The sequence below is a fragment of the Halobacillus halophilus genome (assembly GCF_020171985.1).
Classification (GTDB): Bacteria; Bacillota; Bacilli; order Bacillales; family Halobacillaceae; genus Halobacillus; species Halobacillus halophilus_A.
Genome location: NZ_JAIVAL010000004.1, coordinates 46,245 through 62,802, shown reverse-complemented (window position 1 = coordinate 62,802; position 16,558 = coordinate 46,245). Strand labels below are relative to the sequence as shown.

Below are 16,558 nucleotides of genomic sequence, written 5' to 3'. Positions count from 1 at the left end.
AGAAAAGCACCAGCGCTAATGTTGCGCTGGTGCTTTTCTATAGTGATGATTATGGAATTAATGTGGCATCGAACGCAGCGGTTACAGCCTGAAATTCAGAAGAACTGCTGCCGTATAGATCTACTGCTACGGTTTCGACAGCGTTACGTAAATCTTCAAATGTAGAATCGGCGGTTAATAAGTCAACGTTAGCATAATAGAAAAGATCAAATACTTTCTCTTCTCCAATACCTTGTACGCTTACTCCATTATGACTTCCACCTGCTGCAAGAAGGTAAGCAGCTTTATTAATGATGCTGGAATTGAAATGGACACCGCCATTGTCGTAAGAAAGGTTCTGATAATTATTGTAGTCATCTGGATACACGAGAGTAGACGAGAACTGAATGGAGGAAGGGTCCGACATGCTGCGGAAGACTTCACCGGATTGTTCTCCGATCGTCCAGTTAAAGGAGCCGTTGTTCACATTCTTTTCAATAGCTACCCCAAAGATATCCGAAATGGATTCATTTAAGGCTCCTGATTCACCGCTGTACACGAGGTCTGACTCACTGGAAGTAATGGCATGAGTAAACTCGTGTCCCGCGACATCATAAGCCCCTGCTAATGGATCTCCATAAATGAGCATGGCGCCGTCGTTAACACTTGCAGCATTGAACCAATTTTCCGGATCATTGGTTGAACTTGAATCCCACGCATGTACGACCGATTTCACTTGTTGACCGTTATTATCAAAGCTATTACGGTTATATTCATTTAAGTAGTACTCATAAACAGAGGTTGCCAGGTAGTGAGCACTGACACCCTCTTCGTCAGAAAACGTAGTAGATGTACTGGATAATAGATCACCAGGGTAAAGGCGGTATTCACGATTTAAATCAGCGTACTCTGCATCATAAGTCAGGATCCCCTGGCCTCTTGTATAATCAGCTAATTCATAAGTACCATCAGACATTTCGCTTGCTGTGAACGTACGGGAGTTTCCATTTTTATCAACGCCGGATCCTGTAACTGGACCAACTACTGACGAGCTGGACCCCGGTTTGCCCCCGCCATTTCCATTACCGCCATTGCCGCCTTTCGCATATTGGATGGTTTCATCAGACAGCGCTTTGTTCATTTCTTTCACAGCATGTAAAAGAGTGTCTCCTTTTTTCGTATCAAGAATGACGAATCCTTCGGCAAAAGTAGGAGCAGCTACTGAGAAATCTACTTTCCACCCAAAGGAAGCTTTATCCTTCTCATTTACATAGACGACCTTCTCCACTGTTGTGTCTGTAAGCAGCTCAACATCTGAACCATATGTATCGGACACATAGCTTTCGGCCTCTTCCTTAGAAATTCTCTGCTTTTCCTTTAAGCCTTTCTTGCCGTTTAAATTTTTGGCCACATCTCCAAGCGCATTTTTGATAACCCCTTGATCCAGCTGGCTGACGAGTACTTTTCCGAAGACATCGTAACCTTTATATGTTTGCTGAAGCTTTACTAGATCCTGCCCATTATAATCTTTCGCTTCTTCTACCACGCGGTAATCTACGTAACTTTCATTGTTTTTCTGAGAGTTTGACAGCTTACTGTTAATCTGACCTTTTACGGCTGCCTTTACAATATCAGACGCTTTAGATTCAGATGGAGCGGTCAGGTTGCCCATGGATTGTTTACTCTCCTGGATTTTAGCCTGAACGTTTGCGGTTGCTTCAACATTGACGGCTCCTAAACCTGAACCAGCCAGCAGCCCCACGGATAGGGCCATTGCGGAAAAAACTTTTCTTTTCTTTTTCATAAAAACCCTCCTGATCGAATATTTTGAATATTTGACATTTTCTATCATATCAGAAAGGTATACCCAGGTCTTTGGGTAAATGGACACTTTTGGAAGTGATATCTATTTTTTCTATAAAATAATTCAAATTACATGCTTCTTACGGCCTGTACGGTCTACCACACGGAGTGCGACCTCTATAGCAAGCCATTATGTGCGCTGTGAGTATATCAATTTATGGAAAATTCCTTTATACTTTTTACTAGAAATAATTATCTGAAAATGACATATTTTCATAGAAAGGAGAAGGTTTTGTGGAACAATGGATCGAGCTGCTCAAGCAGGTTATTCCATCTAAACAAGTTTTGACAGACCTGTCAGATCGCTATAGTTATAGTTTTGATGCTTCTTTTGGAGAGCACCTTCCAGAAGCTGTCGTCCAGGCAAAAAGCAATGAGGAAGTTATGGAAGTACTTAAGATAGCCAATGAATATCGCATACCGGTTTATCCCAGAGGACAGGGGACGTGTCTAAGCGGAGGTCCTCTTCCTGTACACGGAGGCATTTTGCTGGATATGTCCCAGTGGCCCGAGCGACTTGAGATGAGTCCTGATGATTTAACGGTAACGGTATCCCCGAGTGTACTAACCGGAAATATTAATAAAGAAGCAGAAAAGCACGGACTTATGTATGCTCCTGACCCGAGCAGTGCCCATGTGGCTACTATCGGCGGGAATCTCGCGGAAAATTCAGGCGGTCCGCGCGGGTTGAAATATGGAGTGACGAAGGATCATGTCATTGGTTTAAAAGTCATTACACCAGAGGGAGAACTGATTCGAACAGGCGGCAATACAATCAAAAATGTAACCGGTTACGATCTGACGAAGCTGATTGTCGGTTCTGAGGGCACGCTTGGAGTGATTACAGAAGCGACCCTGAAGCTGCTGCCTAAACCTCCGGCAGTCCAAACGTTGATGGTCTCTTTTGACGAAGTGAGAAAAGCAGCTGAGGCCATTTCCAGAACCTTAACATCGGGTATTCTTCCTTCCAAAATGGAGTTCATGGATCAGGCCTGTATAGAAGCCGTGGAGAACTTCCAGCCGGCGGGACTGCCTGTGGATGCGGCAGCGATTGTCATTATTGAACTTGACGGCCACCCGGAAACATTGAAAATTGAACGCCGATTAATAGAAGAAATCATGGAAAACATTGGAGCCCGTGGAACAGTCGTACCCGAGACTAGCGAAGAAGCTGAAAAAATCTGGCATGCCAGAAAACAGGTTTCACCGGCGATTGCTAAGATTAAACCGACGAAAGTGTCAGAGGACGCCACCGTGCCACGTAGTAAAATTCCGGATTTAATCGACCGTCTGCAGGTGATCAAAGAAAAGCACAACGTAGAAGTCGTCGTTTTCGGCCATGCAGGGGATGGAAATCTGCATCCCAACATCCTTTGTGATAAGAGGGATCAGGAGGAAATGAAAAGAGCGGAACTTGCGGTGGAAGAGTTGTTTGAAGCGGCTGTTGAACTGGGCGGCACCCTTTCCGGTGAACACGGGATTGGCACCATGAAAGCTCCCTTTATGGAAATGGAAGTAGGCGAAATCGGAATTGATATGATGAAGCGCATTAAAGAAGCATGGGATCCCAATGGAATTATGAACCCGGGCAAAATTTTCGCAGAAAAAGGGCAGAAGCTGGTGCTTCGCAATGAGTGATCTGCAGACGTTAAGCCAGAAGCTGAATTACGACAAGACGTTCGACTGTGTGCAGTGCGGCTACTGCTTACCGGCATGTCCGACGTATGAAACAATGGAAAGAGAAACTCACTCCCCTCGCGGCCGTATCAACCTAGTGAAGATGGTTGCGGAAGGAAAGGCAAGCGTAGAAGACTTGCAGGAGCCGATTGAGAAATGCCTGGGTTGTATGGCCTGCACGACCGTTTGTCCGACCAATGTGCAGTACGGTGAAATCCTGGAAGGAGCGATGGGAGTCATTGATGAATACGAGGCGAAATCTACCTCTCAGCGAGTGACGGAAGATTTCTTGTACGATTCCTTTTTCCCATCTTCCAAGTGGATGAACACCCTCGGGCATGCCACCTGGCTATATCAGAAGTCAGGATTGCAGAAAGTGGCACAGACTTTTCAATTAACGAAAATCGCTCCGCTGCACCTGGATCAATTTGAGAAAGTCTTACCTGATCTGCCTTCACCAAAGCGGCGAAAAGAACAGCGCGCGAAGAGGTATATTCGCAAACGTCCAGCTACCGCAAAGGTTGCTTTCTTCCCGGGCTGCATAATGGATAGTGTGTTTTACGAATCGAATCAGAAAACGATTGAACTGCTGCTGCGAAGCGGGGCGGAAGTCGTGCTGCCAGAAGCGCAGACCTGTTGCGGTGCGCTGCACGCTCACTCAGGGAAAATCGATACGTCAATCGAACTTGCGAAGCAGAATATAGAAGCGTTTGAAGAGGAGAAGTTTGATTACATCGTTAATAATGCGGGCGGCTGCGGAGCGAGACTGATCGAATACCATCATCTTTTTGAAAAAGGAACACGGTGGCATGAACGTGCTTTGGCGTTTGTGGCTAAAGTAAAAGATATTTCCGAAGTGCTGACCGGGTTGGACGAGCTGGTTTTCAACCAGCCTGTGAACCGGACGATTACGTATCAGCCTTCCTGTCACATGACGAATGTCCAGGGAGTCACGGAAGCTCCGATTCAGCTGATTCGCAATATCCCGGGAATTGAGCTGAAAGAACTCGAGCGTCCGAATTTCTGCTGCGGATCAGCAGGCATCTATAACATTGTGAACTACGAAGATTCCATGGATATTCTCGATGTGAAAATGAAAGATGTCTGCGGTGTGGAGCCGGATGGAATTGTAACGTCCAATCCAGGCTGCCTGCTTCAGATGAAGCTCGGGGTTGAACGCGAAGGCAAGAGTGACCAAATCGATTCGATTCACTTAGTCGATTTACTAATGGAAGCCAATCCCGAGCCGGCATGGAAATAATATAACAGCAAGGCGGAAATACAAAATTCAAAAAATTACCACCTCAGGTCATCCAGATTCTGGATGACCTGAGGTGGATTTTATTTCCTTATTTTCTTTATTATTCGCAGCTGTCATCTGTGCAGGCTGCTCCGTTTTGTCCAGAGAATGTTTCAAAAGCTGGAGTCTGCTTCTCCTCTGAATAAGCTTTCTCCAGTGCCTGCGTGAATATTTCTATTGGCTGGGCGCCGGATACGGCATATTTGCGGTTGATCACAAAGAAAGGCACGCCTTGCACACCGACCTGATGAGCTTCTGTTTCTTCCGTGCGAACGAGTTCCATATAGTCGGTGCTTTCGAGCACCTGGCGTACTTCACTTTGGTCGAGTCCTGCTTCCTGAGCCAGTTCGATCAAGGTTTCATGATCACCAATATCTTTAGAATCGGTAAATACGGCACGGAAGAGGACTTCTGCTGTCTCTTGATCCAATCCTTTTGTTTCAGCGAACTTGGCGACCCGGTGCGCATCCATCGTGTTCGTTGGAACCATGGTGTCGAAACGGAAATCAAGGCCAACCATGGATGCCTGCTCCTCCATATTCCTTGTCATTTCTTTCGCTTCCTCCAGGGACCGGCCATACTTAGCTGCCAGTTTTTCGTGCATGGACTGTTTAGAGCTGCGCTCCGCATTAGGATCAAGTTCAAAGCTTTTATAAACAACTTCTGCTTTTTCTTCATTAGGGAAATTCTCTAATGCCTGTTCCAACCGGCGTTTTCCAATATAACAGAACGGACAGACAAAGTCTGACCAGATTTCAATTTTCATACCTGTTTCACCTCTTCCATAGTGTACATCTATATTGTACGGATCTCTAACCGTGAAATCCATTATTCTGATTGAATGTGGACGTGCATAGAGTGAAGGTAGGGGGTGAGTCTAATCGGAAAAACATTGATAAAAATCTCAACGATTTATTTTGTGCTCGGTACCTTAATGGGTTACTACATGTCCATCGTGCACAATTATGATTTAACACCCGTTCATGTTCATATCAACTTATTAGGGTGGACGGCTTTAACGCTCGCTGGTATTTTATATCACTTATTTCCACAGCTTGCTGCTTCCAAGTTAGGGAAAATTCACTTCTGGCTTCATAATATCGGCTTGCCGCTCATGATGGCTGGGCTGTTTCTAATGATTGCTTTTCAGCTGGAGTCCCTGACCGCCGTTATTGCAGGTGGAGCGACGCTCACCACCACTGGGATTTTGATGTTCGCACTGAATGTCTGGATGCATCTGAAGGAAGAGGACGCAGTTTAAAAACTGTGTCCTCTTTTCTTTAGGAGTAGACTATTATAATCCGTTGTAGTTTTCAGATAATTATGATAACATAATCCAACAGTTTAACCCTGTAAAAGAAGAAAGGAGTCAAATGCTATGAATACAGACACAGCCATCTTAGAAGAAGAGCTGCTGCAATTTCTGAGAGAGGATCAAGTGAGTACCAACGAGACGATACTTAACAACCATAGTAAAGATGAGTCTTATCATGAGGGAAGTCTTCCTGATCTGGTTGTCTTTCCGGAAAGCGCGGAGGAGGTCAGTCAAATAATTAAAGCAGCGGATGCGTCCGGTACACCGGTTATTCCATTTGGATTGGGATCCAGTCTGGAAGGACATGTAATCGCTTACGAAAAAGGGATCACAATTGATTTTTCTTCCATGAACAAGGTTACAGAAGTACGGGATAAAGACTTCTTAGTAAAAGTGCAGCCTGGAGTAACCAGGTCCCAGTTAAACAAAGCCTTGAAAAAGCACGGGCTGTTTTTCTCAGTAGATCCAGGAGCTGATGCTACGCTCGGGGGGATGGCCGCTACAAATGCGAGTGGGACAACCTCTGTGAAGTATGGCGTCATGAAAGACCAGGTTCAGGACCTCGAAGTTGTTTTACCAAGTGGGGAAATTATTCACACGGGCAGCCTCGCAAGGAAATCGTCTTCTGGATATGATTTAACCAGTCTCTATGTGGGCTCTGAAGGAACGCTCGGCTGTATAACAGAGTTAACATTAAGGGTTTATGGAATTCCTGAACATGTTATGGCGGCGAGAGCCTCGTTCCCAACCATTGATCACGCGGTAGAGGCTGTGATTTCGATGCTGCAGGCAGGTGTCCCGGTTGCCCGTGTAGAGCTCCTGGACGAGGCTTCTATTCAAAGAGTAAATCAGTTTAATGGGACCGATTACATAGAAAAAGCGACGCTGTTTCTAGAATTTCACGGCAATGAAGCAGGACTTCAGGAAGATGTCGCGTTTATGGAAGAAATCGTGAAAAACCATGATTGTGAAGTGATCCATTTTGAAAAAGATAATGCGGCCCGTGTGAAGCTGTGGGAGGCTCGCCATAATTTAGCCTATGCTTACATTCATGGCAGTCCCGGTAAGAAGATGATGGTAACAGACGTCTGCGTGCCGATCTCAGAACTTGCCGGGGCGATTCGACACGGAAGAGAGAAAATTGCTGAGCTGGACCTTGAGTCGGGGATTCTGGGTCATGTGGGGGATGGCAATTATCACGCACTCCTTATGATCGATATGGAAAATGAAGAAGAGCTTAAAAAGGCTGAGAAATTCAATGAAGAAATTGTAGAATATGCACTGGCTCGTGGAGGAACCTGCACCGGAGAGCATGGAGTCGGAAAAGGGAAAATGAAATATCAGAAGCGGGAACATGGAAAAGCCTTGCCAGTGATGGAGGCTGTGAAGGCAGCGATTGATCCTAAAGGGATCATGAATCCAGGTAAGCTTGTTCATAGCGAGAGGAGGAATAAACAATGAAAGTGATCGAATCCATCAGTCGAATTGCTGGAAAATATTTTGCGCTGTGGGTCATAGCAGCAGCTCTCATCGCTTTCTTTCTACCAGATGCATTTCTCGGGCTCGGATCCTATATTACCATCCTGCTCGGAGTCGTCATGTTTGGGATGGGGCTTACCTTGAAGCCTGTAGACTTTAAGCTGGTGGTCAAAAAACCGCTTCCTGTTATAGCAGGAGTAGCAGCTCAATATCTCCTGATGCCGCTGATCGCTTTTGTTATCGCTTATCTGCTAAACCTGCCGGCAGAACTTGCTGCCGGGCTGGTCCTGCTTGGATCCGTACCAGGCGGTACAGCTTCCAATGTGATGGTCTATCTTGCTAAAGGTAATCTGGCGTTGTCTGTAGCGATGACCTCTTTTTCTACGTTGCTGGCTCCGATTCTGACGCCGTTAATTTTATTAATGCTTGCGGGACAATGGCTTCCGGTGGATCCCGTTTCGATGTTTCTATCGATTGTCCAGGTCATTATTGTACCGATTACCCTTGGAGTTCTCATTCGGAAGCTATTTCCGCAAACGGTGGATAAAAGTGCTACAGCAATTCCGCTTATTTCAGTTCTGGCGATTATTATTATCGTCTGCGCTGTTGTGGCTGCGAATGTGGAAAGCATTACGAACTCCGGCCTGCAGATCTTTACAGCTGTAGCTCTTCACAACCTGCTCGGTCTGACGCTTGGTTATGGAGCTGCGATGGTGATGAAACTGGATGAAAGTAAACGTCGTGCGATTTCCATTGAGGTCGGCATGCAGAACTCAGGTCTGGGGGTAGCACTTGCAACCGCACACTTCGGACCACTCGCCGCCTTACCTAATGTGGTCGCAGCGGTATGGCATAATATCTCAGGACCCATTCTGGCTACTTTCTGGTCGAAGAAACCGGTGAAGGAGGAGGAAGAATTGGAGGCAGAGAGAGAAGAAGTGGAGAGCCGAGTTCAAAGGACAGGAAATTGACCATCTTTTTTTCTTAAGGAAAAACTCCCGTTACTTGAATACTCAGTTTCGAGATATTTTGGGTTCGTTACTTAATATAAGAGAAGGGATGGCTGCGGAAACAACTCGCTTTCCTGCGGGGGAACTGGCAAGCCTCCTCGCTCGTTTCACTCCCTGCGGTGTCTCGCCTAGCTCCTTCTCCCGCGGGAGTCTCGTCTTTTCCTTCGCCACCCCAACGATATCTAGTGAACGAACCCTGCTATAGGAGAAAAGACTCAAGCTGAGTCTACCTTAAATGCTTATATAACAGGGTTCCTACGCTTTAACAAACGTAAAAACGTAAAAACCAGCATAGATGACCTTGTGCCTTGTAAGACGTTAATGCAGAGATTTCGTGCTCTCAACAATCGCAAAGGGGCGGAAGGGAACGGCGAAGTCTCCTGCGGGATGAACATGACAGGTGAGGCCCCGGAAGGCGCTAGCCTGAGGAGACTCAGCGCATATAAGAAGTTCGACTAAGACCGCCACGTCGTGTGGCAACGTCGAACGACCCTGCATCGTGCAGGGCCGGAAAGCGAGTCGTCCCCTGGAGTCCCTTTCTCTACACAATATCTCGAAACTGAGTCTTCTACTATACCGCCCTATTGTGTAATAAGCTTTTGCGAAATTTCATGGTATTTTGAATTGGGTAGCAGGCGATATGCAGCCCCATTTTGAATAGTTAACGTAAAAGAGCTTCCCTGCCAGCTAGCAGGGAAGCTCTTTTTAGGGAAATTAAGATTTCTCATATTTAATCGTCATTACAATCCCCTGATCGTAGTTTCCGAAGTTAGGGCCGAATAAATTCATGCCGCCTTTGTTTACGGCTTCCTCCTTGATGCCCAATTTAAAAGCCACATACGGAAAATCATGGAGTTTGAGATCTTCAATGGACAGGTCAGAAACTTTTTCGTTATCAATATAACAGCCGTCCTCTTTGATTCTCCATTGTTTCAGCAGACCATATTGGGTTAAGCTGGTCCGCCACCATTCAGGTGTATGAATGCCGCGTTCGCCTCCGAAATCTCCCGGCGATGTCCATGTCCCGGCTTCCTTATGATTGACCCAGGCAGTGATATCCGAAGGCCAGTCGAGTTTATAGTTCGGTGCTTCCGAGCATACTTCTGCACTGAAAATAATCTCTTTTATTGTCCAATCGTAAGGAGTGCGGTTAGGGAAACGGTATTCCACGTACCCATCTCTGAAATAAAGCAGCTGGGCAAGCTTCCGGTCTGTTTCGTAAAAAGAGCGCGGGTCATCCTGGTGTCCGATATACTCATCCGTGCCCACCAGACCGCAGTTAGGAACAGCGTAACAATCCAGGTAATCACCAATGTTCATCTCCAGCGTAAGTTCCCGTTCATTCGATTGTTCTTCTTTATTAAATAGGTCCATAATAATCCGGTCATAGTTGATGGCACTTACTTTTTGGGTTCCTCTTCCTGGAACCAGTTCCGTCACAATTAATTCGACTTCTTCCAGTTTATTAATATGAGAGGCGGTCGTAGAAAAAGGGAGTTCCAGCTTTTCTGCTAATTCATTTACGTTATGCGGCTTTTCACTTAATAGATTTAAGATATTAATTCTAGTAGGATTCGATAAAACTTTGCTGATCGGCAGCATATTTTCAAAGCTAAGGGACAGTTTTTTCAATGCTTTGGCCTCCGTGTCTAAATAGAATCTTTTCCATAGTATAACAAATATAAGAAAGGAGAAGGATACGAATCGTATTCCTTCTCCTTCCCTTTTAGCTTTGAGGGGAAGCCTCGGCTTCCTGTTTTCTTAGATTAATTTTCTCCACGGTTTCTTTATACTCTGTTTCCGTATAAGAGTAGAAGTACATGATGATAAAACGGACGATTGATCCTAGAGCAGGCAGCAATGCAATGACGAAAAACAGCATGTCGAGTGTGAATTCACTCTGCGCTTGATTGGACTGGTAGTTGATAGCTGTCAAAATTAATCCGGTAGCTCCTCCGGAAACGGCTACAGACAATTTGCCGGTAAAGGTTTGCCCGGAGAAAATGACGGCTTCGTTTCGTTTTCCAGTTTTCAGCTCCGTATATTCAATCGTTTCCGCGAGCATTCCTGAGATTAAAGGACCCGTGGTGGTATAAAGCAGCATCGTAATTCCGATAAAGATAAAGGATACAACGACACTGGAATAACCAAGGCTGAACCAGACGATTCGAATCAGAACATCCGCTGCAACGATGACCATAAGCATATGTTTCTTCTTATACTTGTGAGCAAGTTTTGGAATAATAAAGAATCCGATACAACTGGCAAAGCTGATGATCCCGAAAATCGTCATCAAGGAAGCGTTTCCAAGATTGTACGTAAAAAAGTAAATATTCAAAGCCTGGGTGATATTCATGAATACATTACAGAAGAAGACGACCAGCACCGCAAACATCGGTTTATTAGCTTTAATAGCTCGTACCCCATCGGAGAATTTAACCTTAGTCTTAGGTGGTTTCACTCGTTCTTTCGTGTTTCGGAAGCCGTTCAACATAATCGGCAGAGCAATTGCCATCAATACGATGGTAGCAAGCAGGTATCCTTGTCCCATATTGCCGCCGCCAAGCCACTCTGTAAGCGGGATGAAGATGGTAGGGGACAAAGCAATTCCTGTGAACACTCCCATGTTGGCAAACGTGATCAGTTTAGTACGCTGCTGGGCGTCCTGACTCATAACGGAGGACAGGGACCAGAAGGGAACATCAGAAGCGGTATAAACCATGCCCCAGATGATGTAAGTAGCACCGGCATAAATAACTTTGGCGGTCATACTTAAACCATCCAGCGGAATAAAACAGGCAATGGTAGATAACACAATTAAAAACGGCATGTATTTCAGATAGGGCCGAAACTTTCCGTGCTTCGAGTGAAGGGTATCCATAATGGAAGCCATTAAAGGATCATTGATCGCATCCCACGTTCGCGCGATCAGGAAGATCAGACTGGCAGCTGCGGCTGATATTCCTAAAATATCGGTGTAAAAAAAGAGTACATAAGAACCTAATAGACCAAAGCTGATACACTGGGCAAATCCGTAACCGAAATAGGAAGCTATCTCTTTTTTGCGTATATCTTCCTTGTATGTTCCCTCTGTCTGCGAATGCTGTTTAGCTGTTTGCATCCTTCTCTCCTCCTTCATGTTATTCAAAAATAAACCCATCGGACTGAACGGAAGATAAAATGGAGCGGATTTTCCGCTGATCAAATTTATCGTTATGCTCGTGGTTCAGTAAACCATTGACTTCCTGCTCCACGTCTGTCAGCTGTGTATAGCAGAACCCTTGAAAAGAATCGGTTTCCATAACCGCTTTCATCAGTTTCTCAAATCGTGCCAGCGCTTCTTTTTCCGTTTGCGGGCGTGCACCGTATCCCCATGTATTGGTGTCTTCCTGAGAACTAAACGCAATGCCTCCAAATTCGCTCATAATGATAGGCTGTCCCGTGTATCGATAACCGCTGGCAAAATTCTGCTTTTTACTGGTCTTAGAAGGGCTTTCATCCACGTAAGAAGCTTTATCTTTATACGTTGCGGCTATATCTTCTGCAGAAGAGTTATAGTCGTGAATCGTCAGGATATCCGTAGCGGTATGTTCCCAGCCGTCATTACCAACGATCAGACGGGTTGGATCCTGAGCTTTCGTCTGATAATAGAGAGCGTTTACAAAATTCTGCTGATCGCTGCGGTGATAAATTTCGTTCACGCCCCACGATTCGTTCATAAGTGTATAGACAATGACGGAGGGGTGGTTATAGTGTTTGGTTACCATTTCCCGTGTTTCGCTCAGCATCGCCTGCATGGATGAATCGGAAAATTTAAAAATACTTGGCATTTCAGCCCACATGACAAGCCCCAGCTGATCGCAAAGGGTCATATATCTGCGGTCGGCAATCGTCTGATGGCGCCTGACCCCGTTGAATCCCATCGCTTTGACTTTCGTTAAATCCGCTTGCATCTGCTCGTAGCTTGCCGTCATTAATGAATCTTCATAATATCCCTGATCCAGAATTAACTTTTGATAAAAGAATTCCTGGTTCAAGAGAATCTTGTCATCTTTCACTTCAATACTCCGCATGCCGAAGTAGCTTTCCGCCTGGTCTATCATTTCGCCATCGACCTTTAGCGTGAAGAAAATATCGTAGAGTTGCGGTTGTTCAGGCGTCCAATAGTAAACGCGAAAATCAGCCTGTTCGGACTCAGCGTCTATTTGTAGATTTGCTTTCTTTTGATTAGGTTTAATCCATGTTCCTGCTGAATGAATCCATTCATCTTTGAAATAAACGTGTGCTTCCAAATAAGCTTTTGACTGATGAAGCGGAAGTTCAGCTTCCACATGCAGATTGGAATGGGCTAAATCAGGTGTCATCTTCACACCTTTCATATGCAGGGAGGATACTTCCTCGAGCCATACCGGCTGCCAAATACCCGTTGTCCGTGTGTACCAGCATAGGAAGTTATCCGATTTCCAGGACTGCTTCCCGATGGGCTGTTCCACTCCGTTATGGTCTTCAGCACGGACAGTGATCACATTGTTTCCATCCTGTACAGCAGACCCAATTGAAAAGCTGAAGGGCGTGTGCCCACCTGTATGATCTCCGACAAACTGGCCGTTCACCCATACTTTTGTATAGTAATCTACGGCTTCAAAATGCAGGAGAAGCTCTAGATTATCTTTTTTTTCCCAATGAAAATGACGTTTATACCAGACTACATCGTGCGGTTCCTGTGAATCGATACCAGAATTTTTACTTTGATACGCGTAAGGAACGTGAATCTGCTGGGGGAGGCTTTCCTCCGATTGAGCCCAGCCTTCCTGTTCGCCTTTATTTTCATCATCCCATGCGAATTGCCAGGTTCCGTTCAAGTCGTACCAATGATTTCTTTTGAATTGAGGTCGAGGGTACTCGACGCTGCTGCTCGACTTTTTATCAAGGCGAGAAATAGAACTCACCACCATTACAACCTCTCCCGTTCTGTATTTAAGTAAGGGCTTTCATAAGTTGACTTTATTATTACATATTTAGTTGTTTTATTACAAGTATTTTAGTAATAAAAATAGTAGATAATTTTTGAGGGGTTTTATGAAGGGAACTATTTGCCTTTAGACTTAGCTGCAGATGTCGAGGTTGAGTGAACTTCACAAGCTCATAAGGTAAAAATAAAGAACGCAGCACAAAGATGTTAAAAAGATGAATCACAAAAAAAGAAGAGCTGATAAAATTCAGCTCTTCTTTATACGGGATTTAAAGGTCTTGCTTCATTTTAGAAAGAAATAACCATAAGGGGTCAGGTATAGAGATTATAAACTATTTCCAGCATTGACGATTTGGGTTAGAAATTCTAATACAAAGGTACGAACAATTAAATAAGATATAATCATGGAAACAGCAGAGGTTCCGATACTCCAGTAGAAGGAGCGGGTGGATGCCGTCCGGTGAAGCCCATGATGATAGATAAAGAGGGCAGGAAGGATCGAGATGGTAAAAAACAACGATAATCCAGCTGTGAATAGGGTGAGTGTGGTATAGCCTGCCAGCCCGAATACGATGGCAATCACGTTAAGACAGGAGAAAGGTAGCACTACACTTCCGAACTGGGCGATGAGCCGCTTAAAGGCCATCCCTTTACCCATTAACAGGTTCGCCGTGTACATACAGACGACAGCGGAACCGACGAATAAGAGCACAAAAAAGAAAATGGATGAGGTAAAATTAATAAAAGGGAGAGCCTGTTGGCTGCCTTGTTCAGAGAATAGGGTCGACAGCCCGCCAAGCATGGCCGTGTAAATTTTGTTAGCAAGAAAATAGAAACTTAACGCAAAGGTTGCCATGTAAATGCCAATGGACAGCATTCCATAATAAAAGTGATCATGATCTGATGCTAAGGCCTGCGAGGGATTTTTAATAATCCGTTGAAAGTAGTCCGTGTAGCCACTGAGCCGTTTCGGCTCGTTCGCGTTTCTGGAAACGCGGGTTAATAGGGCGCTTTCAGCGGGCGCATATGATTCAGCTACAGGAATCACTTCATAAATCGCATCATCATACGTATCTGCCTCTCGAAAAGAGCTTCCACAGACCGAGCAGAAGTTCCCGGCGGCTTGTTCACAATGACAGGAGGGACATAACATAGTATCGCATCCTTTCTTAAGATGAGGACGTGCCTTTTTATATATGTATCGTTCATTTCCAAAAACATGACACGTAATCCATAATCCAGACGATTAGTAAAGGGAGGAGGGGATCATATGATAGAAGTTCAGAAGCTTAAGGAACGCAGTATTCGCAACATGGGAAACGTACAGACGGAAGTGCGGAAGCGCGCTCTGGAGTTCATTGAACTAGCTTATAAACAGAGAATTCCGGTTCAAATATCTTCAGGGTTTCGGTCAATGGAAGACCAGGCCAGGTTGTACGGGCAGGGACGTCCAAATTACGTGTGGAAGGGAGAGAAATACGGAAAACCGGGGAAAATCGTAACAAAAGCACAGCCAGGGCAGAGCAATCATAATAAAGGCTGGGCGATTGATTACTTTATTGTTTCGGAGGATGGTACAAAAGCATTGTGGAAGGTAGATGAAAAGTGGAGACAGGCAGCGTCCATTGCTAAAAGCCTGGGGTTTTCCTGGGGTGGAGATTGGAAGTCCTTCCCTGACTATCCGCATTTGGAACTCCGGCCGGGGACAGGTTCAGTTACAAGTAGCGTATTAAGAAGAGGAATGAGTGGACCTTCCGTGAAAGAAGTCCAAACCGTACTGGGAGCAAGAGGATATCAATTGGGAAATACAGGGGCTGATGGACATTTTGGACCACGTACGGAATCCGCGGTACGGGAGTTGCAGAGAGACTGGCTTCTTCAGGTTGATGGCATAATAGGGAGTGAAACGTCGCGTGCTTTAGATAGAAGCAGCTATCCGGGTTTTCCACTGAAAAGAGGAAGAACTGGGAAGTATGTCCGACAAATTCAACGAGCACTCGGTATAGATGTGGATGGAAGTTACGGAAGTCAGACTGAATCTTCCGTCCGTAAATTCCAAACGAAGCACAAACTTCAAAGTGACGGCATAACAGGACCCGCAACCTGGCGAAAACTATTTCCATAACCATCCATAAACTCCCACCTCAGGTCATCCAGATTCTGGATGACCTGAGGTGGGAGTTTTATCCTTTTTTATTTGGTTTACAAAAATTTTATCTTTTCCTATGAGAAATGATCGAATTCCCTATTCCTGATACTAAACGGTTAGTATCTTCTTAGGTAATTTCTGTAGGGCTGGTTGACATTAATGGATATATTTAGAATAATATCACTTATAATATTCAGTTTTTTCAAACTTTTCAAAATTAAGATTGAGAAGTCTTTTTTAGATCATTTGTGATAACGCTTACATATTTGAGGAGGAACAGATGTGATCATCCCTATTCTATTAGCTTTCATTACGATTTTTTCTGTGGTGATGGCTTTAAGAAAGAAACGTCCAGTCCTATTTGCATTACCGATTGCTTCCATTATTGTCATCGCGGTTGTGAAGATTATGATGGTGCCGCTCCCTTTTTGGGAAACGGTGCAGTTTATTTTTAATTTAAGAGGCTGAAACCAATAAACGTGAAAGGAGGTGAGATTACTTGAGAAAAATGGATCCGGCTAAAGCAAAGTCTTATGTACGTTTACGAACGATATTGGTTATTATTTATTTACTGATTGGAGTGACGGTTTCCTATGGAGTCGTTCTCTTCACCCAGCAGCTTTCATCCATTAGCGTAATGGGGATTCCACTACCGTACTACATGGGAGCTCAGGGTGCTGTAGTCACATTCATTGCTTTGTTATTTGTGAATGCCATTGTAAGTGACGCTGTCGACCGGAAATACGGCATCAATCCTAAGCATGTGAGCAGCCATGACGAAGACCAAGCAGCGAATCAATAGGAAAGGGGGAGA

The 16,558-nt window shown here is 44.9% G+C and carries 14 protein-coding genes; 8 read left to right on the top strand and 6 right to left on the bottom strand.

What is annotated here, in order from left to right; translation table 11 throughout:
* Window positions 1–49 precede the first annotated feature (49 nt).
* Window positions 50–1,783 carry a M4 family metallopeptidase gene (locus LCM11_RS08815; RefSeq protein ID WP_224893887.1) on the bottom strand — a complete coding sequence of 578 codons (1,734 nt, stop codon included), beginning with the start codon at window positions 1,781–1,783 and terminating at the stop codon, window positions 50–52.
* Between the two features lie 293 nt (window positions 1,784–2,076).
* Here LCM11_RS08815 and LCM11_RS08810 point away from each other — a divergent pair, with 293 nt between their 5' ends.
* Together LCM11_RS08810 and LCM11_RS08805 are read left to right on the top strand one after the other, a co-directional pair.
* A complete protein-coding gene (locus LCM11_RS08810) occupies window positions 2,077–3,480 on the top strand; it encodes an FAD-binding oxidoreductase (RefSeq protein ID WP_224893886.1) in 1,404 nt (467 codons plus the stop codon).
* The gene (locus LCM11_RS08805) at window positions 3,473–4,780 is read left to right on the top strand and encodes a (Fe-S)-binding protein (protein ID WP_224893885.1); all 1,308 of its coding nucleotides are present in this window, start codon (window positions 3,473–3,475) and stop codon (window positions 4,778–4,780) included. Before LCM11_RS08810 ends, LCM11_RS08805 begins: the two co-directional genes overlap by 8 nt.
* Before the next feature lie 100 nt (window positions 4,781–4,880).
* Here the strand turns inward: LCM11_RS08805 and LCM11_RS08800 are convergent, their stop codons facing one another.
* Window positions 4,881–5,648, bottom strand: coding sequence for a DsbA family oxidoreductase (locus LCM11_RS08800; RefSeq protein ID WP_224893884.1), 768 nt, complete (start codon window positions 5,646–5,648; stop codon window positions 4,881–4,883).
* A gap of 51 nt (window positions 5,649–5,699) precedes the next feature.
* On the opposite strand from LCM11_RS08800, the gene LCM11_RS08795 reads away from it, so the two are divergent.
* The 3 genes from LCM11_RS08795 to LCM11_RS08785 all read left to right on the top strand — a co-directional run bounded on the left by LCM11_RS08795 (window position 5,700) and on the right by LCM11_RS08785 (window position 8,584).
* On the top strand, window positions 5,700–6,080 hold the full coding sequence (locus tag LCM11_RS08795) for a cbb3-type cytochrome c oxidase subunit I (protein ID WP_224894070.1): 381 nt from the start codon (window positions 5,700–5,702) through the stop codon (window positions 6,078–6,080).
* 117 nt (window positions 6,081–6,197) lie between these two features.
* A complete protein-coding gene (locus LCM11_RS08790) occupies window positions 6,198–7,595 on the top strand; it encodes an FAD-binding oxidoreductase (RefSeq protein ID WP_224893883.1) in 1,398 nt (465 codons plus the stop codon).
* Window positions 7,592–8,584, top strand: a complete 993-nt coding sequence (locus LCM11_RS08785) for a bile acid:sodium symporter family protein (RefSeq protein WP_224893882.1) — start codon at window positions 7,592–7,594, stop codon at window positions 8,582–8,584. The genes LCM11_RS08790 and LCM11_RS08785 overlap by 4 nt, the downstream gene beginning before the upstream one ends.
* A gap of 753 nt (window positions 8,585–9,337) precedes the next feature.
* On the opposite strand, the gene LCM11_RS08780 is transcribed toward LCM11_RS08785, so the two are convergent.
* From LCM11_RS08780 to LCM11_RS08765, 4 genes are all read right to left on the bottom strand, one after another.
* Window positions 9,338–10,255 (bottom strand): ArsR/SmtB family transcription factor, encoded by a 918-nt coding sequence (locus LCM11_RS08780; protein ID WP_224893881.1) that lies wholly within the window; start codon window positions 10,253–10,255, stop codon window positions 9,338–9,340.
* Between the two features lie 94 nt (window positions 10,256–10,349).
* Entirely contained in the window at window positions 10,350–11,744 is a 1,395-nt protein-coding gene (locus tag LCM11_RS08775) for an MFS transporter (RefSeq protein ID WP_224893880.1), read from the bottom strand.
* A gap of 19 nt (window positions 11,745–11,763) precedes the next feature.
* Window positions 11,764–13,578, bottom strand: coding sequence for a glycoside hydrolase family 2 protein (locus tag LCM11_RS08770; protein WP_224893879.1), 1,815 nt, complete (start codon window positions 13,576–13,578; stop codon window positions 11,764–11,766).
* 342 nt (window positions 13,579–13,920) lie between these two features.
* Complete coding sequence (locus LCM11_RS08765) at window positions 13,921–14,748, bottom strand: hypothetical protein (protein WP_224893878.1); 828 nt, start codon at window positions 14,746–14,748, stop codon at window positions 13,921–13,923.
* Window positions 14,749–14,865: 117 nt separating this feature from the next.
* Between LCM11_RS08765 and LCM11_RS08760 the strand changes: the two genes are divergently transcribed.
* From LCM11_RS08760 to LCM11_RS08750, 3 genes are all read left to right on the top strand, one after another.
* Window positions 14,866–15,720 carry a peptidoglycan-binding protein gene (locus LCM11_RS08760; RefSeq protein ID WP_224893877.1) on the top strand — a complete coding sequence of 285 codons (855 nt, stop codon included), beginning with the start codon at window positions 14,866–14,868 and terminating at the stop codon, window positions 15,718–15,720.
* 306 nt (window positions 15,721–16,026) lie between these two features.
* Window positions 16,027–16,212 carry a hypothetical protein gene (locus LCM11_RS08755; RefSeq protein WP_224893876.1) on the top strand — a complete coding sequence of 62 codons (186 nt, stop codon included), beginning with the start codon at window positions 16,027–16,029 and terminating at the stop codon, window positions 16,210–16,212.
* Between the two features lie 31 nt (window positions 16,213–16,243).
* The gene (locus LCM11_RS08750; RefSeq protein ID WP_224893875.1) at window positions 16,244–16,546 is read left to right on the top strand and encodes a DUF4212 domain-containing protein; all 303 of its coding nucleotides are present in this window, start codon (window positions 16,244–16,246) and stop codon (window positions 16,544–16,546) included.
* Window positions 16,547–16,558: the final 12 nt, after the last annotated feature.